Source organism: Streptosporangium sandarakinum (assembly GCF_050942225.1).
Lineage (GTDB): Bacteria > Actinomycetota > Actinomycetes > Streptosporangiales > Streptosporangiaceae > Streptosporangium > Streptosporangium nondiastaticum.
The window spans coordinates 7,071,660-7,095,035 of record NZ_CP192034.1; the positions used below are offsets into that span (position 1 = coordinate 7,071,660).

The 23,376-nt window shown below is 72.7% G+C and carries 22 protein-coding genes; 9 read left to right on the forward strand and 13 right to left on the reverse strand.

The features are described 5' to 3' along the window. Window positions 1–86 precede the first annotated feature (86 nt). Window positions 87–2,294 (forward strand): transglycosylase domain-containing protein, encoded by a 2,208-nt coding sequence (locus ACQP10_RS32360; protein WP_433540276.1) that lies wholly within the window; start codon window positions 87–89, stop codon window positions 2,292–2,294. A gap of 190 nt (window positions 2,295–2,484) precedes the next feature. Continuing rightward, a complete protein-coding gene (locus tag ACQP10_RS32365) occupies window positions 2,485–4,137 on the forward strand; it encodes an acetolactate synthase (protein ID WP_179825196.1) in 1,653 nt (550 codons plus the stop codon). Between the two features lie 90 nt (window positions 4,138–4,227). On the opposite strand, the gene ACQP10_RS32370 is transcribed toward ACQP10_RS32365, so the two are convergent. Both ACQP10_RS32370 and ACQP10_RS32375 read right to left on the reverse strand, forming a co-directional pair. After that, a complete protein-coding gene (locus ACQP10_RS32370) occupies window positions 4,228–4,470 on the reverse strand; it encodes a PASTA domain-containing protein (protein WP_433540277.1) in 243 nt (80 codons plus the stop codon). Then, on the reverse strand, window positions 4,407–5,924 hold the full coding sequence (locus ACQP10_RS32375) for a serine/threonine-protein kinase (protein ID WP_433540278.1): 1,518 nt from the start codon (window positions 5,922–5,924) through the stop codon (window positions 4,407–4,409). The genes ACQP10_RS32370 and ACQP10_RS32375 overlap by 64 nt, the downstream gene beginning before the upstream one ends. Before the next feature lie 264 nt (window positions 5,925–6,188). On the opposite strand from ACQP10_RS32375, the gene ACQP10_RS32380 reads away from it, so the two are divergent. Beyond that, a complete protein-coding gene (locus ACQP10_RS32380) occupies window positions 6,189–6,572 on the forward strand; it encodes a thioesterase family protein (protein WP_433540279.1) in 384 nt (127 codons plus the stop codon). A 99-nt stretch (window positions 6,573–6,671) separates the two neighbouring features. On the opposite strand, the gene ACQP10_RS32385 is transcribed toward ACQP10_RS32380, so the two are convergent. The 7 genes from ACQP10_RS32385 to ACQP10_RS32415 all read right to left on the reverse strand — a co-directional run bounded on the left by ACQP10_RS32385 (window position 6,672) and on the right by ACQP10_RS32415 (window position 13,321). Then, window positions 6,672–6,884 (reverse strand): biotin/lipoyl-binding carrier protein, encoded by a 213-nt coding sequence (locus tag ACQP10_RS32385; RefSeq protein ID WP_179825202.1) that lies wholly within the window; start codon window positions 6,882–6,884, stop codon window positions 6,672–6,674. A 48-nt stretch (window positions 6,885–6,932) separates the two neighbouring features. Further along, window positions 6,933–8,264, reverse strand: coding sequence for an acetyl-CoA carboxylase biotin carboxylase subunit (locus ACQP10_RS32390; RefSeq protein WP_179825204.1), 1,332 nt, complete (start codon window positions 8,262–8,264; stop codon window positions 6,933–6,935). A 110-nt stretch (window positions 8,265–8,374) separates the two neighbouring features. Beyond that, window positions 8,375–9,628, reverse strand: a complete 1,254-nt coding sequence (locus tag ACQP10_RS32395; protein WP_218912556.1) for an HD-GYP domain-containing protein — start codon at window positions 9,626–9,628, stop codon at window positions 8,375–8,377. Window positions 9,629–9,794: 166 nt separating this feature from the next. Further along, the gene (locus ACQP10_RS32400) at window positions 9,795–11,144 is read right to left on the reverse strand and encodes an HD-GYP domain-containing protein (protein WP_179825205.1); all 1,350 of its coding nucleotides are present in this window, start codon (window positions 11,142–11,144) and stop codon (window positions 9,795–9,797) included. 208 nt (window positions 11,145–11,352) lie between these two features. Further along, on the reverse strand, window positions 11,353–12,297 hold the full coding sequence (locus tag ACQP10_RS32405; protein ID WP_179825207.1) for an NAD-dependent epimerase/dehydratase family protein: 945 nt from the start codon (window positions 12,295–12,297) through the stop codon (window positions 11,353–11,355). A 49-nt stretch (window positions 12,298–12,346) separates the two neighbouring features. Continuing rightward, the gene (rsrA, locus tag ACQP10_RS32410; protein WP_179825209.1) at window positions 12,347–12,613 is read right to left on the reverse strand and encodes a mycothiol system anti-sigma-R factor; all 267 of its coding nucleotides are present in this window, start codon (window positions 12,611–12,613) and stop codon (window positions 12,347–12,349) included. Between the two features lie 102 nt (window positions 12,614–12,715). Next, complete coding sequence (locus tag ACQP10_RS32415; RefSeq protein ID WP_179825211.1) at window positions 12,716–13,321, reverse strand: sigma-70 family RNA polymerase sigma factor; 606 nt, start codon at window positions 13,319–13,321, stop codon at window positions 12,716–12,718. Window positions 13,322–13,600: 279 nt separating this feature from the next. On the opposite strand from ACQP10_RS32415, the gene ACQP10_RS32420 reads away from it, so the two are divergent. After that, on the forward strand, window positions 13,601–14,341 hold the full coding sequence (locus ACQP10_RS32420; RefSeq protein ID WP_179825213.1) for a methyltransferase domain-containing protein: 741 nt from the start codon (window positions 13,601–13,603) through the stop codon (window positions 14,339–14,341). A gap of 79 nt (window positions 14,342–14,420) precedes the next feature. On the opposite strand, the gene ACQP10_RS32425 is transcribed toward ACQP10_RS32420, so the two are convergent. Then, window positions 14,421–14,753: a TraR/DksA family transcriptional regulator gene (locus tag ACQP10_RS32425; RefSeq protein WP_179825214.1), complete on the reverse strand. Its 333-nt coding sequence runs from the start codon at window positions 14,751–14,753 to the stop codon at window positions 14,421–14,423. Between the two features lie 211 nt (window positions 14,754–14,964). Next, window positions 14,965–15,726, reverse strand: coding sequence for an SOS response-associated peptidase (locus ACQP10_RS32430; protein ID WP_179825216.1), 762 nt, complete (start codon window positions 15,724–15,726; stop codon window positions 14,965–14,967). Window positions 15,727–15,785: 59 nt separating this feature from the next. Between ACQP10_RS32430 and aroA the strand changes: the two genes are divergently transcribed. From aroA to ACQP10_RS32450, 4 genes are all read left to right on the forward strand, one after another. Beyond that, entirely contained in the window at window positions 15,786–17,066 is a 1,281-nt protein-coding gene (gene aroA, locus ACQP10_RS32435; RefSeq protein WP_390001150.1) for a 3-phosphoshikimate 1-carboxyvinyltransferase, read from the forward strand. A gap of 82 nt (window positions 17,067–17,148) precedes the next feature. Continuing rightward, window positions 17,149–18,210, forward strand: a complete 1,062-nt coding sequence (gene rsgA / locus ACQP10_RS32440) for a ribosome small subunit-dependent GTPase A (RefSeq protein WP_433541958.1) — start codon at window positions 17,149–17,151, stop codon at window positions 18,208–18,210. A 195-nt stretch (window positions 18,211–18,405) separates the two neighbouring features. Beyond that, on the forward strand, window positions 18,406–19,524 hold the full coding sequence (locus ACQP10_RS32445; RefSeq protein ID WP_179825220.1) for an alkaline phosphatase PhoX: 1,119 nt from the start codon (window positions 18,406–18,408) through the stop codon (window positions 19,522–19,524). A gap of 100 nt (window positions 19,525–19,624) precedes the next feature. Beyond that, a complete protein-coding gene (locus ACQP10_RS32450) occupies window positions 19,625–20,482 on the forward strand; it encodes an SGNH/GDSL hydrolase family protein (protein ID WP_433540280.1) in 858 nt (285 codons plus the stop codon). On the opposite strand, the gene ACQP10_RS32455 is transcribed toward ACQP10_RS32450, so the two are convergent. Both ACQP10_RS32455 and ACQP10_RS32460 read right to left on the reverse strand, forming a co-directional pair. Continuing rightward, window positions 20,469–21,668 carry a PucR family transcriptional regulator gene (locus ACQP10_RS32455; protein WP_218912382.1) on the reverse strand — a complete coding sequence of 400 codons (1,200 nt, stop codon included), beginning with the start codon at window positions 21,666–21,668 and terminating at the stop codon, window positions 20,469–20,471. The two genes, ACQP10_RS32450 and ACQP10_RS32455, sit on opposite strands and share 14 nt — an antisense overlap. A gap of 202 nt (window positions 21,669–21,870) precedes the next feature. Then, window positions 21,871–22,314, reverse strand: a complete 444-nt coding sequence (locus ACQP10_RS32460; RefSeq protein WP_346019085.1) for a DUF4442 domain-containing protein — start codon at window positions 22,312–22,314, stop codon at window positions 21,871–21,873. A 142-nt stretch (window positions 22,315–22,456) separates the two neighbouring features. On the opposite strand from ACQP10_RS32460, the gene hisN reads away from it, so the two are divergent. After that, window positions 22,457–23,260 carry a histidinol-phosphatase gene (hisN, locus tag ACQP10_RS32465; RefSeq protein WP_390001453.1) on the forward strand — a complete coding sequence of 268 codons (804 nt, stop codon included), beginning with the start codon at window positions 22,457–22,459 and terminating at the stop codon, window positions 23,258–23,260. Window positions 23,261–23,376 lie beyond the last annotated feature (116 nt).

Here is a 23,376-nt window from a genome sequence, read left to right on the forward strand (position 1 = left end):
AACCGGAATATTGGACAAGGTCAGCCGGATCTGGTGTCCTCATCCTCTCAGTGATCTCCGTGACGATCCAGATGAGGAGCCTCGCCGTGCGGCACCCCCTTGTCCCCTTCCGACCGGCGCCGGACGCCGCTCCCCGCGGCGGGGGCGTCTCGCGCGCCGCGCGCCTCCTGGCCGCGGCGGCCGTCGCGGGCGCGCTGGTGGCGGGCCTCGCGCTGCCGGCGGTCGGCGGCGCGGGGCTGGCCGTCATCTCGGCGTCCGACGAGCTGAACCTCGCCCCGGCGGACCTCGTCGAGCCGCCTCTCGCGGAGAAGTCGACGGTGCTGGACGCCCGGGGCAACGTGATCGCCCAGTTCTACGAGGAGTACCGCGAGGTCGTCCCGCTCGACCAGGTGGCCGACGTGATGAGGACGGCGATCGTCTCGATCGAGGACGACCGCTTCTACGAGCACGGCGCGATCGACCTCGAAGGAACGGTCCGGGCGCTGGCCAGGAACCTGTCCTCCGGCGGGGTGAGCCAGGGCGGGTCCAGCATCACCCAGCAGTACGTCAAGCAGGTGCTGCTCAACTCCGCCAAGACCGAGCAGGGCAAGGCCAAGGCCCTGGAGGCCAGCTACGCGCGCAAGCTCAACGAGCTTCGCCACGCGATGGCGGTGGAGAAGAAGTACACCAAGGACCAGATCCTGGAGAAGTACCTCAACATCGCCTACTTCGGCGCGGGAGCCAACGGCGTGCAGGCCGCGGCCAAGCGCTTCTTCGGCCGGTCCGCGGCCAGGCTGACCCTGTGGCAGGCCGCCACGCTGGCGGCGGCCGTGCAGTCGCCCAACGACACCGACCCGAGCCGGGGCGCGGCGTACCAGAAGCGGCTGCTGGAGCGGCGCGACGTGGTGCTGGACCGGATGGCGGAGCTGGGGAAGATCACCCCGGCCGAGGCCGCCGCGGCGAAGAAGCGGAAGCTCGGCTACCGCGGTACCTCGCTGCCGGGCGGCTGCGAGGCGAGCCCGTACCCCTACTTCTGCCTCTACGTGCGCAACGAGATCCTCACCGACCCCGCCTTCGGCAAGACCCCGCAGGCCCGCAGCCGGTTCCTCAACCGCGGCGGCCTGACCATCCACACGACGCTGGACCCGAAGATGCAGGCCGCCGCCGATCGGGCGATCCGGCGGCGGGTGCACGCCTCCGACAACCCGATGGCCGCCGAGGCCCTGGTGCAGCCGGGCACCGGCGCGATCAAGGCGATGGCGGCCAGCCGCCGCTACGCCTCTCCCGCGCGCCGCAACGAGATCTCCTACAACGCGGTCGCCGACATGGCGCACGGCGGCCTGACCGGATTCCAGGCCGGCTCGACGTTCAAGACCTTCACGCTGATCACCGCGCTGAAGAAGGGCATGAAGCCCGACCAGGGCCTGACGGCGGGCGCGGGCTACCGCGCGCCGGGCTACTCGGCGTTCAAGGACTGCGCGGGCGGCAACGTCGGCGACCCGACCTGGACCGTCACCAACGACGAGGGCTCGCCCGGGTTCAAGACGCTGCGCACCGGCACCTGGGCGTCGGTCAACACCTTCTTCCTGGAGCTGGAGCAGCGCGTGGGGCTGTGCGACACCGTGCGGACCGCCCAGTCGCTGGGCATCAAGCGGGCCGACGGCAAGCCGCTGCGGGAGGTCGAGACCTTCACGCTCGGGGTCAACGAGATGGACCCGGTGACGGTGGCGAGCGCCTACGCGGCGATCGGGGCGCGCGGGAAGTACTGCCGGCCGATGGCCATCACCCGGATCACCGACCGCGACGGCAAGGACAGCGTCTGGCGGCCTCAGTGCCGGCAGGCGCTGGAACCCGAGATCGCCGACGCCACCGCCGACATCCTGTCGGGGGTGTTCACCAGGGGCACCATGCGCAACGTGGGCGGCATCGGCCGCGACGCCGCGGGCAAGACCGGCACCACCGACGCCTACGCCACCGCCTGGTTCGCCGGGTTCACCCCGGACCTCGCGGGCGCGGTGAGCATCGGCGACCCGCGCGGCTCGCAGCGGTACAAGCTCACCGGCGTCACCATCGGCGGCCGGTACTACGGCTCCGTCGTCGGCGCCGACCTCCCCGGCCCGATCTGGAAGGACACCATGCTGGCCGCGCTGAAGGGCGTCCCCGCCACGTCCTTCCACCCGATCGACCGGGCCCGGTTCAGCGGCTGCGGCGACGGCTGCGCCCCGCGCAGGCCCACCGGGGAGCGGGACGGCGACCGCGGCGGTGACCGGGGCGGAAACGGGGACGGGAACGGTCAGGTGGAGGTGCTGGGGTGAGCGAGGGCGCGCACCGCCTCCCGCGTGAGCGCCGGCGTGCCCGCCATGGAGTACCGCACGCGCGGAGCCGGCGGGGTGAACCCGCCGCCGGACCTGCGGACGACGGCCCCCGGCGGCGTTAGGCGGGACGAATCTGGGCAGGGTGAACAAGCCCTGTCCGGCTAAGTGACTGACTGGTAGGTTGCGCGTTATGGAGTCTCCAAAGCACGCGGGTGACATCGCCGTCGCCGTCTCCAAGGCATACGGCATCGAGACCATGTTCACCCTTTCCGGCGGACACGTCTTCCCGCTCTACGACGGAGCGGTCCACGAGGGACTGCCCATCGTCGACGTGAGGCACGAGCAGAGCGCGGTCTTCGCCGCCGAGGCGACCGCCCGGCTGACCCGCAGACCGGGCCTGGCCGTGCTCACCGCCGGTCCCGGTGTCACCAACGGCGTCAGCGGAGTCGCCACCGCGCACTTCAACGGCTCCCCCGTGGTCGTCATGGGCGGCCGGGCGCCGCAGTCGCGCTGGGGGGCCGGCGCGCTGCAGGAGATCGACCATCCGCCGCTGTTCGCGCCGATCACCAAGCTGGCCTTCACCGGCTCGGGCCCCGACTCCGTGGCCGAGGACGTGGAGATGGCCTTCCGCACCGCCCTCGCCCCGCACCGCGGCCCCGTCTTCCTCGACTTCCACATGGACCACCTGTTCGCCGCGGCGCCCCCGCCGGACCACGCCATCGAGACGCTGACCCCCTCGCCGCTGGAGCCCGACTCCGACGCGCTCGCCGAGGTCGCCCGGCTGCTCGCCGAGGCCGAGCGCCCGGTGCTGGTCCTGGGCTCCGACGTGTGGATGGACCGCGCCGAGGAGGTCGCCCTGGCCTTCGCCGAGGAGCTCCGCCTGCCGGTCATCCTGAACGGCCAGGGCCGCGGCATCCTGCCCGCCGGGCACGAGCTGCTGGTCACCCGGGCCCGCGGCATGGCGTTCTCCCAGGCCGACCTGGTGATCGTGGCCGGCGCCCCGCTCGACTTCCGTCTCGGCTACGGCTGGTTCGGCGGCAAGGACGGCGCCCCGCTCGCCCGGGTCGTCCACCTGGCCGACGCGCCGTCGCAGCTCGCGACGCACATGCAGCCCGCCGCGACCGCCGCGGGCGACATGTCGCTGCTCTTCTGGGGTCTCGGTACGGCCTGCGCCGACGCCGGCGTGTCCCCCAAGACCTACCAGCCGTGGCTGGCGCGGCTGGCCGAGGCCGCCGCCGCGGCCGTCGCCGGGGACGCCGAGCTGCTGGCGTCCGCCTCCGACCCGATCCACCCGATGCGGATCTACGGCGAGCTGAACAAGGTCCTCGCCGACGACGCCGTGGTCATCGGCGACGGGGGCGACTTCGTCTCCTACGCCGGCAAGTACGTCGAGCCCAGGCGGCCGGGCAACTGGCTCGACCCGGGCCCGTACGGCTGCCTGGGCACCGGCCTGGGATACTCCATCGCCGCCCGGCTGGCCCGCCCCTCCTCACAGGTGGTGCTGCTGCTCGGCGACGGCGCGGCGGGCTTCTCGCTGATGGACGTCGACACGCTCGTGCGCCACGGCCTGCCGGTGGTGATGATCTGCGGCAACAACGGCATCTGGGGCCTGGAGAAGCACCCCATGCAGATGCTGTACGGCTACGACGTGGCCGCCGAGCTGCAGCCGCAGTGCCGCTACGACCAGGTGGTCACCGCGCTCGGCGGCGGCGGCGAGCTCGTCACCGACCCGTCGGAGATCGGCCCGGCGCTGCGCCGCGCGTTCGACTCCGGCGTGCCGTACATGGTGAACATCGCCACCGACCCGTCCATCGCCTACCCGCGCAACACCACGGGCGTCTGACCCGCCGGTTCCGGGCGCCATCGGCGCCCGGAACGCCGGGGCATGGGCGTCGCGGGACCCCGGAACGTCAGAGCCCGGACGCCCGGCCCGTCAGGGCTTGGGCGTCGCGGCCGGGGAGGCCGGCGGCGAGCTCTCCGGGCACTTGGGGTTGGCCAGCACGATCTCCACCGGCTTGCGGGGATCCCACTCGGTCCCGGGGGCGGGATCCTGCTCGACCACCCGCACGCACATCTCGTAGTTGATGTCGCCGCTCGCGGTCACCTTCACCTTCAGGCCGACCTGCCCGAGCCGGCCCTTGGCGGGCTCCGGCTCCAGGCCCCGGACGTCCGGCACCTGCACCTTCTGCACGGTCGGCGTCGGCTTGGGCGACTTCCTGGGCGTCGGCGTGGTGGACGGCTCCCCGGTCGGCTCCGGTGTGGGCTCCGGCTCCGTTTCCTCGGTCTCCTCCGGCTCCACGGTCGGCCTCGCCTGCTGGCGTTCGACGGTCGGGGTGGGGGACGGCGACTTCGTGCGCCTGGTCCTGGGGGGCTTCGAGGGTTGCTCGGAGGGAGCCGCCGTGGCCTTCGCGATCGGGTCGGTGTGCGACACCTCGTCGCTGGACGCCATCGCGTTGATGCCCACCGCGCCCAGGCCGCCACAGAGCACGACCGCCGCGGCGACCGCGGCGAGCATCCCGCCCCGGCGGCGCGGTCTGCGCCCGGCGCGGCGGCCCCGCCCCCGGAGGCCGCCTCGACGGCCGCGCCGGACGCCGCCGTCGTCGCCGCGGCCCCCTGGTGGGCCGTCTGCTGGCCGCCCTGCCAGCCCGCCTGCGGCGCGGACCCCTGCCAACCGGCCTGCTGCCCGCCCTGGCCCTGCCAGCCCGTCTGCTGGCCGCTCTGGCCCTGCCAGCCGCCCTGTGTGGCGTTCCACCCGGTCTCCGACGGGCCGGGCTGACCGAACATCATCGGGCCGGTCTCCGGCCCGAGCTGCCCGGCCTGCCGCGCGGCGGCGCTCATCGCCGCGGCGCTGGGGAAACGCCGGGCCGGGTCCTTCGACAGCGCCTGCTCCACCAGGGCGCGGACCGCGGGCGGGATGTGCGGGGGCAGCGGCGGCGGGGCCTCCCGGATGTGCTTGAGCGCGATCGTGACGGGCGTGTCGCCGTCGAACGGCCGCTGCCCGGCGAGGCACTCGTAGGCCACCACGCCCAGCGCGTAGATGTCCACCGCCGGGGTGACCGGCGCGCCCTCGGCCTGCTCGGGCGCGCAGTAGGCGGCGGTGCCGAGCACCATGCCGGCGTCGGTCAGCCTGCTGGCGGCGTCCGACCTGGCGATGCCGAAGTCGGTGAGCACGAGCATGCCGTCGGGCCGCACCAGCAGGTTGCCGGGCTTGATGTCGCGGTGGACGATCCCCTGGTCGTGTACGGCCTGCAACGCCGAGGCCGCCTGGGAGATGAGCTCCATCGCCGGACCCGGGGCGATGCTCCCCAGCCGGCTCAGCAGCCGGTCCAGCGGCTCGCCGTCCACGAACTTCATCACGAGGTAGGCCGTCGCCCCCGCGCCGGGCACCTCGTGAACACCGTAGTCGTAGACGTCGACGACCCCCGGGTGGTTGATCGTCGCCATGGCCCGGGCCTCGCCCTGGAAGCGCACGAGGAAGCCGGGGTCGTCGGTACGGCCCGGGAGCAGCACCTTGACGGCGACGGTCCGGGCCAGAACCGTGTCCTCGCCGCGCCAGACCTCGCCCATGCCACCGGCGCCGATGCGGGTATCCAGGCGATACCGCCCCGCCAGCGTCGTGCCTTGGGCCACCATTACTCCCCCGTAACCCTTCCCGCTCCCACCCCAGGATTCTCCAAGAAAGCGGATCCGTATCGCGTCACCGTAACGCCACGGTAACGAAACCCTGCATGCCGGATACCTCACAAACAAGACGCGTGCCGTAGCATCGCACAAAACTCACAGCTTTTGCGGAGACTTGTACACCTTGCCCGACTCGTGAGGATAAGGGGAAATCTTCGGTGGTCCCCCAACCGGACGTGATGATCACGGGGGACGGACCCTAAGCTGGCGCGCATGACGCTCGCTCCCGGCCTGCGCGCCCGGATTCTCACCATGGTCGAAACATCGGACACCGCGGCGAAGGTCGGCAGCGGGGACGTCCCGGTGCTGGCCACCCCCCGGCTGCTGGCCCTCGCCGAGCGGGCCACCGTCCAGGCGGTCGCCGGCGCCCTCGGCCCCGGACAGACCTCCGTGGGCACCAAGGTCGCCCTGGAGCACCTGGCGGCCAGCCCGGTCGGCGCCCACGTCGAGATCGCCGCGGAGCTCACCGAGGTGGACGGCCGCCGCCTGGTCTTCGCCTTCACCGCCCGCGACCGGCACGACACCGTCGTCGCCACCGGCACGATCGAACGGGCGGTCGTCGACCGCGAGCGCTTCCTCTCCCGGGCCGCCTGCTGACCGGTCGCGGACCGCTCCGCCGGACCCGGCCCAGACCCCGCCGAACCCGGCCGAACCCGCCCGCCGGACGGCGAGCGGGTGAGGACGGGGCGCGACCCGCTACTCGATCACCGCGATGAGGTCGCCCTCCTGGATGACGTCCCCCTCGGCCACCTTGAGCTGGACGACGACGCCGTCGTCCTCCGCGATGACCGGGATCTCCATCTTCATCGACTCCAGGATGACCAGGGTGTCGCCGTCCTCGACGGTGTCACCCTCGGCCACGAGGACCTTCCAAACGTTCGCCACCATCTCCGCGCGCACTTCAGCCACCGGAAACTCCCATCACTCACATAGTCCAACCGTGTCAGAGCGGCCCGTTCAGGCCCTCATGCGGGCCACCAGCCCGGTGTCGTAACCGCCGCCGACGAACTCGGGACGCGCCAGCAGCTCGGCGCAGAACGGCAGGTTGTTCTTGGGGCCCTCGACGAGGAAGGCCGCCACCGCCTTGCCCGCGCGCTCCAGCGCCTCGTCGCGGGTCTCGCCGTACACGCACAGCTTGGCCATGAGCGGATCGTAGAACGGCGTCACCGTGTTGCCGCCGGTGTAGCCGGAGTCCACCCGGACGCCCTCGCCGGACGGCTCCTCCCACACGTCGATCTTCCCGGGGCCGGGGAAGAACCGCTTGGGGTCCTCGGCGTACACCCGGAACTCGATCGCGTGGCCGCGCGGCGCCGGCGGCGGCTCGACCGCCTCGCCCGCGGCGATCCGCAGCTGCAGCTCCACCAGGTCCACCCCGGTGACGAGCTCGGTCACCGGGTGCTCGACCTGCAGGCGGGTGTTCATCTCCAGGAACACGAAGTCCTGCCGGTCCGCGTCGACCAGGCACTCCACGGTGCCGGCGCCCAGATATCCGACCGCCTCGCCCGCCCGGACCGCCGCCGCCAGCATCCGCTCGCGCAGCTCCGGGGTGACACCGGGAGACGGCGTCTCCTCCACGACCTTCTGGTGCCGGCGCTGCACCGAGCAGTCGCGCTCGCCCAGCGCGAGGACGGTGCCGTCGGCGAGACCGAGGATCTGCACCTCGACGTGACGGGCGCGCTCGATGTAGCGCTCCAGCAGGATCGCCGGCGGCCCACCGAACCGGGCGGCGGCCCGGGACGCCTGCTCGAACGCCTTGGCCAGGCCCGCCTCGTCGTGGGCGACGCCCATGCCGATGCCGCCGCCCCCGCCCGCGGCCTTCACCATGACCGGGTAGCCGATCCCGGCGGCGGCCGCCACGGCCTGCTCAAGCTCGGTGACCGGCTCGCGGGTCCCGGCGGCGACCGGCACACCCGCGGCCTCCATGAGGTTCCGCGCGTTGATCTTGTCGCCCATCCGCTCGATCGCCTCGGGCGAGGGGCCGATCCAGGTCAGGCCCGCGTCGACGACGGCCCGGGCGAAACCGGCGTTCTCCGAGAAGAACCCGTAGCCGGGGTGGACGGCCTGGGCACCCGACGCGCGGGCCGCCTCGAGCACCTTGCCGGCGTCGAGGTAGCTCTGCGCGGGGTTGGCCGGGCCGAGCAGGATCGCCTCGTCGGCCTCCCGTACGAACGGCAGGTCGGCATCGGCCTCGGAATACACCGCGATGGCCCGCAGGCCCATGCGCCGCACCGTACGGATGATCCGCCGCGCGATTTCGCCGCGGTTTGCGACCAGAACGGACTCGAACACGTTGGTGGACCCCTTTCGACCGCTCCACCCTATGACCGTGGGCTCCGCACAACCCTTCGCCCGAAACCACCGATCACGGCGAGGCGATCTGTAGGAATTCCACAAATCCCTCAGCCGCGCCGCGCCGGGACGAGCCTGCCGATGACCCGGGTCATCGCCTCGACGATCTCCGGGTCGTACTCGTCGCCCGCGCCCAGACGGATCCGGTCGAGGGCCGCCGCGGCCCGGACCCGGTCGGTGGAACCCCCCACCAGGTCGTCGTAGGCGTTGGCCGCCTTGATGATCCGGCTGGCCTGCGGCGGGTCCTCCGCGCAGGAGTCGCACTGGCGGCGGACGGCCTCGGCCACCCGGTCCAGCACCCCGGTCTGCCGGATCACCTCCGCCCCCAGCTCGGCGATGCGCCGCGCCTGCCCGCGGTCGGTGAGCACGGTGGCCCCGCCGGGAATCGGGTCGCGCAGCGAGAGCTGGCCGATGTCGTGCATGAGCGCGGCGTACTCCAGCTCCAGCAGCTCGGGCTCGGCCATGCCCAGCTCCCGGCCGATCGCCACCGCCATCCGGCTCACCCGGTGGGAGTGACCCGGCTCGACGTACCCGCCGACCTCGGTCACCCGCGCCAGCGCCCGGACCGTCTGCAGGTACGTCGCGCGGATCCCGGCGTACTTGCGGAAGGCGACCTGGGTGACCAGCAGCGGCGCGGCGAAGACCAGCAGCGCGGCCATGCCCATGCTGTGCGAGGCCAGCGCGAGCAGGATGCCGGAGGCGGACACCGCCGACCACAGCGGGGCGGCCGACCGCAGCTCGTCACGGAGGACCACCCGGAAGGCCGCCCGGACCCGCTCGGCCCGCAGCACGGCGGCCAGCACCACGTCCGCCAGCACCATCAGCGCGATGAGCAGGGCCATCACCCCCAGCGGCGGCCACCAGCCCTCTCCCCGCCCCCTCGTCAGGCCGAACAGCCCGTCGGCCAGCGGCCGGTAGGCCAGCGCCAGCAACCCGCCGGTGAACAGCCTGCGCGCCATGGCGTCCAGCTTCGGCGGGCGGCCCACCGCCAGGTGCGGCAGCGCCCCGGCCGTCATCCCGACCGTCAGCACCGCGACGACCTGCAACGCCGAGTGCCGCGCCGGGACGTCGCCCATGTCCAGCAACAGCGTGTAGCCGAGCGCCGCCGCCGCGCCGATCGGCGCCACCTCCCGATTGCCCGGCATGGTGAGCCGCGCCAGCTCCCCCACCGCGATCAGCGCGCCGAACCCGATGGCGATCTCCGGATCGACCAGCCCCGCGGCGGCTGTGTGCGCCACACCCACCGCGGCCAGCACCCCGGCCGCGCAGACCAACAGGAACCGGACCGAGTCGAACCTGCCCAGGGCCCGGGCCGCCGCACCGGCGGCGGGGTGGCCCGCCGCCCGGCGGCCCACCGTCCCGTGCTCGATGGTCGCGTTCGCCTTCTCGTTCGCTGCGCTCACTCGGCGGCTCACCGCACGACCCCCATGGTCGCGTTCGCCTTCTCGTTCGCTGCGCTCACTCGGCGGCTCACCGCTCCGACACCACCTGGATCGGGGCCGTGGGGTCGTCGTGGTCCTTGGTGGTGGTCTGGGACGCGTCCGCCGGGAGCGGGACGACCTTGCGCGGCGGCTCCCAGCCGTCGCGGTCCACCGCCCTGACGAACGCCGCGACCATCACCGGGTCGAACTGGGTGCCCGCGCCCTTGCGCAGCTCGGCCACGGCCTCCTCCACCGGGCGGGCGCCGCGGTAGGAGCGGTCGGAGGTCATCGAGTCGAAGGCGTCGGCCACCGCGATGATCCGGGCGAACTCCGGGATCTCGTCCCCGGCCAGCCCCATGGGATAACCCTTGCCGTCCTGCCGTTCGTGGTGGTGCATGATCCCGGCGAACGCCTCGTCCAGGAAGTCGATGCCCCGCACGATCTCCAGCCCGCGCATGGGGTGGAGCTGGATGGCGGCGTACTCCTCCTCGGTGAGCGGCCCATCCTTCTGCAGCACCTTGGTCGGCACGCCGAGCTTGCCGACGTCGTGCAGCATCCCCGCGTAGCGGATCGCCCGGAGCCGCTCGGGACCCATGCCGATCTCCTCGGCGATCATCCCCGAGGCGAGCGAGACGCGGGTGCAGTGGCCGCGGGTGTAGTAGTCCTTGGTCTCCACCGCCTGGCAGAGCGCGGCGATGGTGGCGTCGTAGGCGCGCTGCTGGGCGAGGTACTGGCCGAAGGCCCACCGGGCGACGAACAGCGGCAGCAGCACCAGCACCGCGGAGATCGAGTTCACCGTCGTCCACAGACCGGCGATCAGCAGCCCGAAGGTCGCGTAGCCGAGATAGGAGACCAGGAACTGCGCCAGGCCGCGCAGCGGCACCTGGTGGGCCTGGCCGGTCGTCACGAGCACGACCGCGATCAGGACGAAGTTGAGCGGCACGAACACCGCGGCGGCGCCCGCGAACGGCACGATCAGGTCGTCGAACCCGGCGATGGACGGGATGACGGGGTGACCGCCCAGCAGCCGCTTGTAGACCCAGCCGGCGACGAACCCGCAGATCGCGAACTGGGCGCCGTTGAACAGCCGCTTGACCAGCGGCAGCCCCGGCCGGACGCTGAAGACCGCCGTCATGCCGACGAGCGCGGCGCCCTCGGGGCCGACCAGCACCACCGCGGCGAGCGCGGCCGAGAAGCTGACCGAGACCGCGGCCTGCCGGACGTTCAGGAGCGTGGGGACCGACTCGCACACCAGGAACAGCAGGGCCAGCACCAGCAGGGTGGACCAGTCGAGAGGTGCGAGCCGGGCGCTCACCAGCACGCTGTGACCGATCAGTGCCCACGCGGTTCCGATGACCGCGCCAAGGTAGACCTTGGCAAACCACGGCAGTCCACGCAAAGCAGCCACCCTCGGTTCTACGGGCGCGTGCTCAGGTCCAGGAGATCCCCGGATACACCGGGCCGACCGTTTCCTTCAACATGCGCTGCCTCCACGTTGGTATCCGCGACTCAGGCTACAGAAGCGCGTCAGGCGCCGAGGGGAGGAGCGGGAATCGCAAGCAAAGCGTAACCAATTCATCACCACGAGCCACGGACATGAGTCGCGCTCAGAGCGTCGCCTGACGAGCCCTTGCCCAGGCCACGGTGGCCTTCAGGCCGGTCGCGAGGTCGGTGTGGGGCCGCCAGCCCAGCCCCTCGAAGGCGGGCGCCGGGTCGACGGCCATCGCCGGGAGGTCTCCCTGCCGCGCCTCGGCGAGCCCCGGCTCGTCGGGGGCCCCCGCGGCCGCGGCCACCAGGGCGTGCAGCTCGCGGTCGGTGGTCTGCAGGCCGGTGCCGAGGTTGAACCGGCGGCCGCCCCCGGCCTCGCCGCAGGCGCGGACGAAGCCGTCCACCACGTCGTCGACGAAGACGTAGTCGCGGGTCTGCCCGCCGTCGCCGTACAGCACCGTGGGGCGGCCGGACAGCAGCGCGTCGGTGAAGATGGCGACCACCCCGGCCTCGCCGTCGGGCGACTGGCGGGGGCCGTAGACGTTGGAGAGCACCAGCGTGGTGTAGTCGATGCCGTGCAGCGCCCGGAACGCCGCGAGGTACACCTCGGCGCTGAGCTTGGAGGCCGCGTACGGCGAACGCGGATCGGTCCGCGCGTCACCCGGGACCGGGATGGCCTCCGGGACGCCGTAGACGGCGACCGAGGAGGCGAAGACGACCTTGCGGGTGCCGCCGTGGTGCGCGGCGGTCAGGACCGAGGCGGTGCCCTCGACGTTGAGGCGGGCGTCGTGCACCGGGTCGGCCACGCTCTTGCGCACGCTGATCTGCGCGGCGAGGTGGCAGACGACCTCCGGCCGCCACTCGGCGGCCAGCCCGGTCAGCGCGGGGTCGCGGATGTCCATCTCATGGAGGGCGAACCGCGGGCTGCGCGCCGCCTCGGCGAGGTTGGCGCGGTCTCCCCCGGACAGGTCGTCGACGGCCGCGACCTCATGACCGTCGGCCAGCAGCCGGTCTACCAGGTTGGACCCGATGAAACCCGCTCCACCGGTGACGAGAATCCGCATGCCGCCCCCACGATCGTATGGCCATGGCCGTAGGAGAGATCTTAGGAGGTCATCCGGCCAACTCGGAGCGGACCTGGTCGATCCGCCGCAGAACCTTGGCCCTCAGGTCCTCGGGCGCCCGGTCGCAGCCGCAGTGCTTGGCGACCAGCTGCTTGACGACCTGCTCCAGGCCGTACTCCTCCAGGCAGGGGCCGCACTCGTCGAGGTGCTCGCGGATGTCGACGCACTTGCCGTCGTCGAGCTCGCCGTCGAGGTAGCTGTAGACCTTGTCCAGGACCTCGCGACAGTCCGTGCTGTGGGGCTTCCCGCAGCTCATGCGATCACCTCGCCCTGCTCGTCAGGGCCCGCGGGCGCACCCCGCGAAACCCGCTCGTCACGGCTCGCGGACATGCCCCGCGGAATCCGCCGGCCGACCCGCTCACTTCGCGCCCTCCGCCGAGATCAGCCCGCGGTCGCGGGCGTAGTCCTCAAGCTGCGTCCGCAACTGGCGGCGGCCACGATGGAGCCTCGACATGACGGTCCCGATCGGGGTGCCCATGATGTCGGCGATCTCCTTGTACGGGAACCCCTCGACGTCGGCGAGGTAGACCGCGATGCGGAACTCCTCGGGCAGCGCGGCGAGCGCCTGCTTGACGTCGCTGTCGGGCAGGTGCTCGAGCGCCTCGATCTCCGCCGACTTCAGCCCGGCGGAGGTGTGCGACTCGGCCCTGGCGAGCTGCCAGTCCTCGATCTCCTCGGCGCCCGACTGCTTGGGCTCCCGCTGCTTCTTGCGGTAGCTGTTGATGAAGGTGTTGGTGAGGATGCGGTAGAGCCACGCCTTGAGGTTCGTGCCCTCCTGGAACTGGTGGAAGGACGCGAACGCCTTGGCGAACGTCTCCTGAAGAAGGTCCTCGGCGTCCGCCGGGTTCCTCGTCATCCTGAGCGCGGCGGAGTAGAGCTGGTCGAGATACGGCATGACATCCCGCTCGAACCGCGTGCTCCTCTGCTCCAGCGTCTCCTGGCCTGTCGCAGGGACCGGACCCACCCCCTTAAGATCGCCGGAGCCCTGCTGACGCGGGACTCCGTACTGAGCGGAGAATACCCGCTCGCCGGGAAAGGACCGGTAACCGGGGCGGGCCATGGGGTCGCTCAACGCGAGCATCGGTTTGCCAACCTCCGAAAGGATCGTGTGCTGTCCGCTGCAACACCCCCGATCGGTCACTTGTTCCCACAAGATGGAAGGTGACGATCAACCCGGTACGGGGAAAAAAATACGTACCGGCAGGTAGCCAAACCACCGGAACCCCGACGCCAGGAGCCGCTCGTGCTGCCCATCCCGGCCGAAGAGCTGAACGGCACAGGAACGCTTGGACCGTACTGGACCTTCTACCGTGCGGTCGCCTCCGAACAGCTGTCCCGCTGGCTGCCGGAGAGCCCCTCGACGGTCCTCGACCTGTCCGGCGGCCGGGGCCGCTGGTCCGCGCAGGCGGCCAAGGCCGGGCACCGGGTGCTGGAGGTGGTCGACTTCCGCCGCACGGTGGAGGGCCCGGCGCCGCTGCACGACGCCTCCCGGGTCGGCCAGGTCCGCGCCGACGACCTGCGTTTCCTGCCCGACGGCAGCGTGGACGCCGTGCTGGCCGAGGAGCGCGCGCTGTCGATCGAGCTCATGGCCGAGTCGGCGATCGCCGACGTCGCGCGGGTGCTGCGGCCGGGCGGGCGGGCACTGGTCAGCGTCGACTCCCTCGTGCTGGGCATGGCGATCCTCGCCGAGCAGAACTTCTGGGCCCACCTGCGCCAGACCGGCGAGGTCATGCTCGTGCCCTGGCCCGACGGCAGCATCACCCGCTGCTTCAGCAGCGGCCAGCTCCGCGAGCTGCTGACCGGCGCGGGCCTGGAGGTGGAGTGGATACGGCCGCGCACGGTGCTGTCCCCCTCGACGGTGGACCACGTGCTCGCCTCCGACCCGCGTGCCCTGACCTGGCTGGTCAACACCGAGCTGGAGGCGCACGCCGGCGACGACGACACCGTGGGCATCCACCTGGTCGCCAGCGCCCGCCGCCCCTGAGTCGCCCTTCCCCGGACCGCCCCGAGCCGCCGTGCGGCGATGTCCCGCCCGGCCCCGTACCGCCCGCGCCGCGTCCGGGTCAGCGCCTGCGCTCGCGCCTGGACTGGCACGGCACGCAGCGCTCGGCCTCTGGCCGCGCCTGAAGCCGGCCCTCGGGGACGGCCGCGCCGCAGTCCACGCACAGGCCGTAGCGCCCGCCGTCCAGCCGCGCGATCGCCTCGACGACCGCGCGGCGGTGCTGGACGGCCGCCTCCAGCAGGGCGCGGTCTCGGTCGGTGTCGGTCATGACCGATCCGGCGTCGGAGCCGGGCAGGTCGCCCCGGGCCGAGGGGTCCCCGCGCAGGACCACGATGGACCGGTCGATCTCGGTGAGTGTGCTCTCCAGGCGCATACGCGCGGTCGAGGCGTCCACGGATCCGCACCTCCGCAAAGGGCAGGCGGCCTGTGAGGGGGACCCCGACTTCTCCCGGCAGGCACGAAAGGGGGACGAGTCACCGCGGCGGAGTCCGGGGGCCGGAAGGCCCGGCGGAGCCGGGGAACCGGAGGACCCCGCCGCGAAGCTCGCTTTCCTCAGCGGATGCCCGCTTGACGTGGTTTTTACACGTGTTCGCTACGGAGGGTTCTCAGAAGAGCACCCGAGAGTCACCCTCTCCCTCGCCGAGCGGTTCGATCAGCTCGGGGCCGTTGTTGCGCACCGAGTTGACCGCGGTGGAGACCGGATACGCCGAAAGGCCGGCCGATCGGGCGGGCACCAGGAACTCCCGCGCGTCGGCCGTCCCGGGGTCGAGCCAGTCGGCCCAGCGGTCCCGCTGGATCAGCATCGGCATCCGGTCGTGGATGGCGCCCAGCTCGTCCTCGGCGGTGGTGGTGATGACCGCGCAGGTCACCATCCACGCGAGCGGGTCGTCCTCGGGCCGGCCGCGGTCCCGCCAGAACTCGTACAGGCCCGCCATCGCCATGACCCCGCCGTCGGCCGGCCGGATGAAGTAGGGCTGCTTCTTCGGCTTCTTCGCGGTCCCGGCGCCCTCGACCACGCCCCACTCGTAGTAGCCGTCCGCCGGCAGCAGGCACCGCCGCTCGGCGAACGCCTTGCGGAACGACGGCTTCTCGGCGACCGTCTCCACCCGCGCGTTGATCATCCGCGCGCCGATCGACGGGTCCTTGGCCCAGGAGGGGACGAGTCCCCACCGCATCACCCTGAGCTGCCGGACCGGATGCCCCTCGGGGTCGTCCTTGGGCACCCGGCTCAGCACCGTGTAGACCGGTTTCGTGGGCGCTATGTTGTAGTCGGGCCGGAGCTCCTCGTCGGCCGCCCCGTCGACCTCGACCTGGAACTCCTCAAGAAGCTGCTGCTTGGCCCGCGCAGACGCGTATCTCCCGCACATATCCTCACCTTGCCACGCGTTCCGGTACGGGGTGGCGACGCCCCGGTAGGCTTTGCACCATGTCCGCTCCGCTGTGGCCCGCGCCGACCGCGGCCGACCCCGTCCGCGCGACCGTTCCGCTGCCCGGCTCGAAGTCGGTGACCAACCGCGCGCTGCCCCTCGCCGCGCTGGCCGACGGCCCCGGCACCGTACGGCTGGCGCTGCGCAGCCGCGACGCCGACCTGATGGCCGCCGCGCTGCGCGCCCTCGGCGCCACGCTGACCCCTTCGGGGGAGACCGCGTCGAGCGTCGACTGGGAGGTCGTCCCCGGGCCGGTCACCGGCGGGGCGCGGATCGACGTGGGGCTCGCCGGCACGGTCATGCGGTTCGTGCCGCCGATCGCCGCGCTGGCCGCCGAGGAGGTCTTCTTCGACGGCGACCCGCACGCGCGCAGGCGCCCGATGGGCGCGATCCTGGACGCGCTGCGCGCCCTCGGCGCCGACGTGCGGGGCGACGCGCTGCCGTTCACCGTCCGGGGGCCGCTGGCCGGCGGGGAGGTCACGCTCGACGCCTCCGGCTCCTCCCAGTTCCTGTCGGGTCTGCTGCTGGCCGCGGCCCGGTTCGACAAGGGCGTGACCGTACGGCACGCCGGCCCGCCCATCCCGTCGCAGCCGCACATCCGGATGACCGTCCGGATGCTGCGCGAGTTCGGCGTCCGGGTCGACGACTCCGAGCCGGACGTCTGGCGCGTCGAGCCCGGCCCGATCCGCGCCCGGGAGTTCACCGTCGAGCCCGACCTGTCCAACGCCGCGCCGTTCCTGGCCGCCGCGATGGTCACCGGCGGGTCGGTCACCGTCCCGGGCTGGCCCGCGGAGACGACCCAGCCCGGCGACCAGCTCCGCGAGCTGCTCACCGGCATGGGCGCCTCGGTCGAGCGCACGCCCGCCGGCCTGACGGTCACCGGCACCGGCCGCGTCACCGGCGTCGAGGCCGACCTGCGCGACGTGGCCGAGCTGACCCCGACGATCGCCGCGCTGGCGGCCCTGGCCGACTCCCCCAGCCGGATCAGCGGCGTCGCGCACATCCGCGGGCACGAGACCGACCGGCTGGCCGCGCTGGTCACCGAGATCAACCGGCTCGGCGGCGACGCGGCCGAGACCGAGGACGGCCTGGTGATCCGGCCGCGCCCGCTCACCGGCGGGGTGTTCCACTCCTACGCCGACCACCGGATGGCCACCGCCGGAGCGGTGATCGGCCTGGTCGTGCCGGGTGTGGAGGTGGAGGACATCGCCACCACGGGTAAGACCCTCCCCGAGTTCGTCTCCATGTGGGAGGCGATGCTGGGCGGCGGCGCCCCGTGACGGGTGGGAAGACCAAGGCAGCCGAGGGTAGATCGAGGCGGGAAAGCTGAGAAAGCGGCAGTACGACGAGGACGACGTCAGGATCAGGCCGGGAAAGGGGTCCCGGCCCCGCACCCGTATCCGTCCGGCCCACGAGGACGCGGTCGAGGGGATGGTGGTGGCGGTCGACCGCGGCCGCTACACCTGCCTGGTCGAGGCCGGCGACGGCAAGGGCCGCCGCCGCGGCAAAGGCGGGAAGGGCGGAAAGGGCGGCGGGGACGCCGCGGCGACCGGCCGGATCGTGGTCGCCATGAAGGCGCGCGAGCTGGGCCGCAAGGGGATCGTGGTGGGCGACCGGGTGGCCCTGGTCGGCGACGTCTCCGGCGCCCCCGACACCCTGGCCCGGGTCGTCCGCGTCGAGTCCCGCAGCTCTATCCTGCGCCGCTCGGCCGACGACACCGACGACACCGACGGCGTCGAGCGCCCCGTGGTGGCCAACGCCGACCAGCTCGTGATCGTGACGGCCCTGGCCGACCCGCCGCCGCGCCCCCGCATGATCGACCGGATGCTGGTGGCCGCGTTCGACGCCGACATCGAGCCGCTGCTCTGCCTCACCAAGTCCGACCTGGCGCCGCCCGAGGAGCTGGTCTCCCTCTACGCCCCGCTGGGCGTCCCGTACGTGGTGCTGCGCAAGGGCGGCTCGCTGGAGGAGATCCGCGAGCACCTGCGCGACCGGGTCAGCGTCCTGGTCGGCCACTCGGGGGTGGGCAAGTCCACCCTGGTGAACGCCCTGGTGCCGGACGCCAACCGGGCCGTCTCCCACGTCAACGCGGTGACCGGCCGGGGCCGGCACACCTCGACCTCGGCCGTGGCGCTGGAGCTGCCCGACGGCGGCTGGATCATCGACACCCCGGGCGTGCGGAGCTTCGGGCTGGCCCACGTGTCGGTGGAGACCGTCCTCGCCGGCTTCCCCGACCTCGTCGAGGGCACGGTCCACTGTCCCAAGGGCTGCACGCACCTCGGCGACGACTGCGCGCTGGACGCCTGGGTGTCCGCCGGGCACGCCGACCCGGCCCGGTTGCTGTCCCTGCGCCGCCTGCTCGCCAGCCGCGAGGGCACGGCCGACGACGACCAGCCGGGCGGCCCCGACGACCGCCGCCGCTGAGCGTCCCGGACGATCCCGTGGCCGCGGCGGCTCCGGTGATCCTCCGTGTTCTCCGCGCCGCGGCCGGGGCGCCCTGAGGGGTTTGTGATCCGTCACAGGTTTGACCGCTGAGATTTACCCCCCTCCACAGTTCCCATAAGACCGCCGTCAGCTCATGGTTTGAGAGAGATGTAGGCGATCACTGGAGTCCCCCTTATGCAGCGCCGCACCTTCATCACATCCCTCTCCGCCGTCGCCCTTTCCGGCACCCTGTGGCAGAACGCCGCGCGCGCCTCGTCCACGCTCGCCGGTGAGAGCCCGTACGGCCCGCTCGGCGCACCGGACGCCAACGGCGTCGCGTTGCCCGCCGGGTTCAGCAGCAGGGTGGTCGCCCGGACGGGCCACCTCGTCGGCGGCATCCTCTGGCACCCCGCCCCGGACGGCGGCGCCTGCTTCGCCGACGGCACCGGCTGGATCTACGTGTCCAACTCCGAGGTGCCGCTGATCGGCGGCGTCTCGGCGATCAGGTTCAGGGCCGACGGCTCGATCGACCGGGCCTACCGGATCCTGTCGGAGACCAACCTCAACTGCGCGGGCGGGCGCACCCCGTGGAACACCTGGCTGTCGTGCGAGGAGATCTTCCGCGGCAGGGTCTACGAGACCGACCCGTACGGCGTCCGCGGCGCGCAGCAGCGTCCCGCGATGGGCCGGTTCAAGCACGAGGCCGCCGCCTGCGACCCCGACAACCGGGTCGTCTACCTGACCGAGGACGAGGACGACGGCTGCTTCTACCGCTTCGTCCCGGACGTCTGGGGCGACCTGTCCAGCGGTCGCCTGGAGGTCTTCTGCGTCGACGACGTCTGGCGGCCGGTGCCCGATCCCACGCCCGCCGTCCTCGAGCGGCAGACCAGGCACCAGGTGAGCACGGCCAGGCACTTCAGCGGCGGCGAGGGCTGCCACTACGCGGACGGCGTCTGCTACTTCACCGCCAAGGGCGACCGCAGGGTGTGGGCCTACGACGCCACCCGCCGGACGGTGAGCGCGATCTACGACGGCACCGGCACGCTCAACGGCGTCGACAACATCACCGGCACCCGGGGCGGTGATCTCTACGTCGCCGAGGACGGCGGCAACATGGAGATCAACATCATCACTCCGGACCGGGTGGTCGCGCCGATCATGCGGCTCGACGGCCAGGGCGAGTCCGAGATCACCGGCCCCGCCTTCTCCCCCGACGGCACCCGCCTGTACTTCTCCTCCCAGCGCGGCACCAGCGGCGAGCGGGCGGGGACGGGCGGCATCACCTACGAGATCAGCGGCCCCTTCCGCCGCTGATCCACCCCCTCCCCCGGGACACCCCTCCTCGCGCCCCGGGACATCGCATTCCCTCCTCCCACCTCGGCAGAGAGCCGACACCCCCCGAAGGGAGTCCAGCGTGATCCGATCAGTGATCACCGCGATCGTCATGGTGGCCGCCACGGCGGTCGCCCTCGTCTCGCCCGCCCGTGCCGCGGCCGGTGAGGTCTATGTGGCCTTGGGCGACTCGGCCGCCTCCGGGCCGCTGGTGCCCAACCAGGTGCTGCCCGACCTCGGATGCTGGCGCTCCGACCGCAACTACGCCCACCTCACCGCGCGGGCCATCGGGGCCTCGGTGTTCCGCGACGTCACGTGCTCGGGCGCCGACACCCGGGACATGTACGCCCCGCAGGGCACCGACCTCGGCTCCGTGCCGCCGCAGCTCGACGCGCTCAGCGCGGACACCACCCTGGTCACCGTGCAGATCGGCGCCAACGACGTCGGCCTGACCGGGTTCATCGAGGACTGCCTGAACCTGCTGCCGCCGCCCGTCGGCGACGCCTGCAACGACGACTACGTGGTGAACGGGCAGGACAGCTGGCGGGTCAAGACCGACGCGCTGCGCCCGAAGCTGACCACCCTGGCCGCCGCCATCCGGGCCCGCGCGCCGCGCGCCAGGATCTTCATGGTCGGCTACGGGACCTACGCCCCGCCGAACGGCTGCTATCCGCGGGTCCCGATCATCCCCTCCGACGCCAACTACGTCCGCGCCACCCTGCAGTACTTCAACCGGATGCTGGCCGAGCAGGCCGCGGCGGCGGGCATCGGGTTCATCGACCTGCAGACGCCGAGCGTGGGCCACGACCCGTGCGCCGCGGCGAACACCCGGTGGATCGAGCCCTACGTCCCCGCCTCGCCGGCGGCGCCCTTCCACCCCAACGAGCGCGGCATGCGCGGCTTCGCGGACGTGGTGATCCCCGCGGTCAGCGGGGCGTGAGCCGCCTGGCCGCCAGCGCGGCTCCGATCCGCTGGAGCTGCGCCGGATCGGCCGGGTCGAGCCCGGTCAGGCTCACCGCCCGCCGCAGGCGGTAGTCGACCGTATTCGGGTGCACATGCAGCAGCTCGGCCGCGCGGCGGCGGTCGAGCCCGGTCTCCAGATAGACCTTGAGCGTCCGGAGCAGGTCCGGGTTGTCCAGCAGCGGGTCGAGCAGGCCCGCCAACTCGGCGGTGGCCGGGCTGGGCCGGGTGAGCTGGTACTCCAGCAGCACGTCGGCCAGCCGGTAGGCGCCCGGCGGATGCCCGAAGACCCGCGCCACCTCCAGGACCTCCTCGGCCACCTTCGCGGCGGCCGGGACCTCGGCGGGCACGGCCCGCTCGGCCGCCGCCCAGACGGGCACCCCGGCCGCCCGGGACACCTCCTCGACGACCCCGGTCGCCTCCGGCGCCTCACCGGAGGCGACCGGGAGCAACACGAGCCCGCCCGCCGCGTCGAGCACGAAGAGGACCTGCTCGGTGGCGTGCCGCTGAACGGCCGCCCTGATCCTGGCCAGCTTGCGCCGCGCGGCGATGGCCCCGCCGGGCTCGTCCTGCTTCTCGTCGGGGTGCTCGGCCACGAAGATCGCCATGACGAGGTAGGCGGGTGCCGGCCGTACCGCCGCCAGGGCCGCGGGGTCGCCGCCGAGCAGCGCGGAGACGGCGGCGTGCATGGCGTGCTGCTCCTGGCTGAGCATGCCCTCGCGTTCCTTGAGGTAGGCGGTGCACACGGCGGAGGTCACCGCCTCGGTGTAGGCGAAGATGAGGCGGTTCATGTCGAGCACCGCGGCGAAGTCGGCCGGTGTGGCGAGGGTGATCAGGTGGTCCCAGACCCAGCGGGCCCCCAGGTTGTAGGCGGCCAGCAGGGCTTCGAGCGGTACCCGCTCCTGGGCCCGGCGCGCGGCCGAGGCGCGGATCGGGGTCAGCTCGGCGGGGAGGGGCGGGCGCCCGTGGCGGAACACCCCGCAGATCATCCGCAGGTTGTGCTCGGTGATCCAGGTGATGTCGCCGTCGAGCTCCTCCCTGGGCAGCCGCCGGTAGATGGGGATCTCTTCGACGAAGACGCGCACGAGCTGCCTGGCCAGGCCGGTCGCCTGGCGTTCCAGCAGCTCGTGCACGGGACATCCGGCCAGGACGAGCACATCTGTCACTGTCTCACACCGGGTTGTGATATCCACCCTTTCGGAGCATTCCGTACTGAACGGCCCGAGCCGGTGATCGGCCGCCGGGGGCCGGGAGTCACCGTGTCCCGTGCCGAACGGCCTGAGCCGGTGATCGGCCGCCGGGGGCCGGGAGTCACCGTGTCCCGTGCCGGACGACCGGTCCGTCCCCCGCCGGGTGGCGCCCCTGCCGTCAGCGGTTGGGGCGCAGGGTCCAGGTGACGGTCATCTCCGCCACCGGGGTGCCGTCGGCGGTGCCGATCCCGACGGTGACCTCGAACTCCGGGCGCCGCCCGGCGTCCAGCTCGGCCAGCACCTCCTCGCGGGAGGCGCCGAGGCGGGCCTCGGCGACGACCTCGCCCATCGCGAGCTTCACGTAGCGGATCGTCGCGCCGGCGGCCAGCGGGGTGGCCCGTGACAGCTGGTCGCCGAACGCCGAGAGCATCGCGGCGCCGGAGGCGGACTCGGCGAGCGTGAACAGGGCTCCGGCGTGCGGGCCGCCCACGTGGTTGTGCAGGTCGGCGCGGTCGGGCATGCGGGCCGTCGCCCGGCCCGGCTCCACCGTGTCGAAGGAGATGCCCAGCGTCCGCGCGAACGGCACGCTCTCCAGCATGAAGGCGCCCACGTCAAAGGTCATGCCCGGAATGCTACTTGCTGGTAACCCCGGCTTCGACGGGGGATTTACGCGGTATCCGGCCGACTGACGACCCGCGACACAATTCCCCGCCTTGTTCCCCGGTCTCCTGTACCCGGCCGCCGACGCGATAGCGTTGCTCTCCGTGACGGGTTACAACGACGACCTGCGCCTCGCGCACGTGATGGCCGACGCCGCCGACGACCTGACCCTCCGCCGCTTCAGGGCCGTGGACCTGCGGGTGGAGACCAAACCGGACCTCACCCCGGTCAGCGACGCCGACCAGGCGGCCGAGGAGTCCATCCGGAGCACGCTGCGCCGCGCCCGGCCGCGCGACGCGGTGATCGGCGAGGAGTTCGGCAAGACGGGGTACGGCGCGCGGTCGTGGGTGATCGACCCGATCGACGGCACCAAGAACTACGTGCGGGGCGTCCCCGTGTGGGCCACGCTCATCGCCCTCATGGACGAGGGCAGGGTCGTCGTGGGCCTGGTGTCCGCCCCTGCGCTCGGCCGCCGCTGGTGGGCCGCCAGGGACAGCGGCGCGTGGACCGGCCGGAGCCTCAGCAGGGCCACCCGCTGCCAGGTCTCCTCCGTCTCCCGCCTGGAGGACGCCTCGTTCTCCTACTCTAGCCTCGGCGGCTGGGAGGAGGCCGGCCGGCTCCAGGAGTTCCTCGACCTCAACCGCTCCGTCTGGCGCAGCCGCGCCTACGGCGACTTCTGGTCGCACATGATGGTCGCCGAGGGGTCGGTGGACGTGTCCGCCGAGCCGGAGCTGTCCCCCTGGGACATCGCGGCGCTGACCGTGATCGTCGAGGAGGCCGGCGGCACCTGGACCGACCTGTCGGGAGTCCCCGACCTGGACGGCGGCAGCCTGGTGTGCAGCAACGGCCCGCTGCACGGGGAGGTCCTCAAGCGCCTCGGCGGAGGACCGCTCACCCTGCCCGTCTGATCCGCCAGCCCGAAGACGCCACGACGCCGGACATGACCTGACGAATCAGGTCATGTCCGTTTTTGTGAACCAGGCCACGCCTCCACCACGACGGTGACCGTAGAGGTTCATTCTCC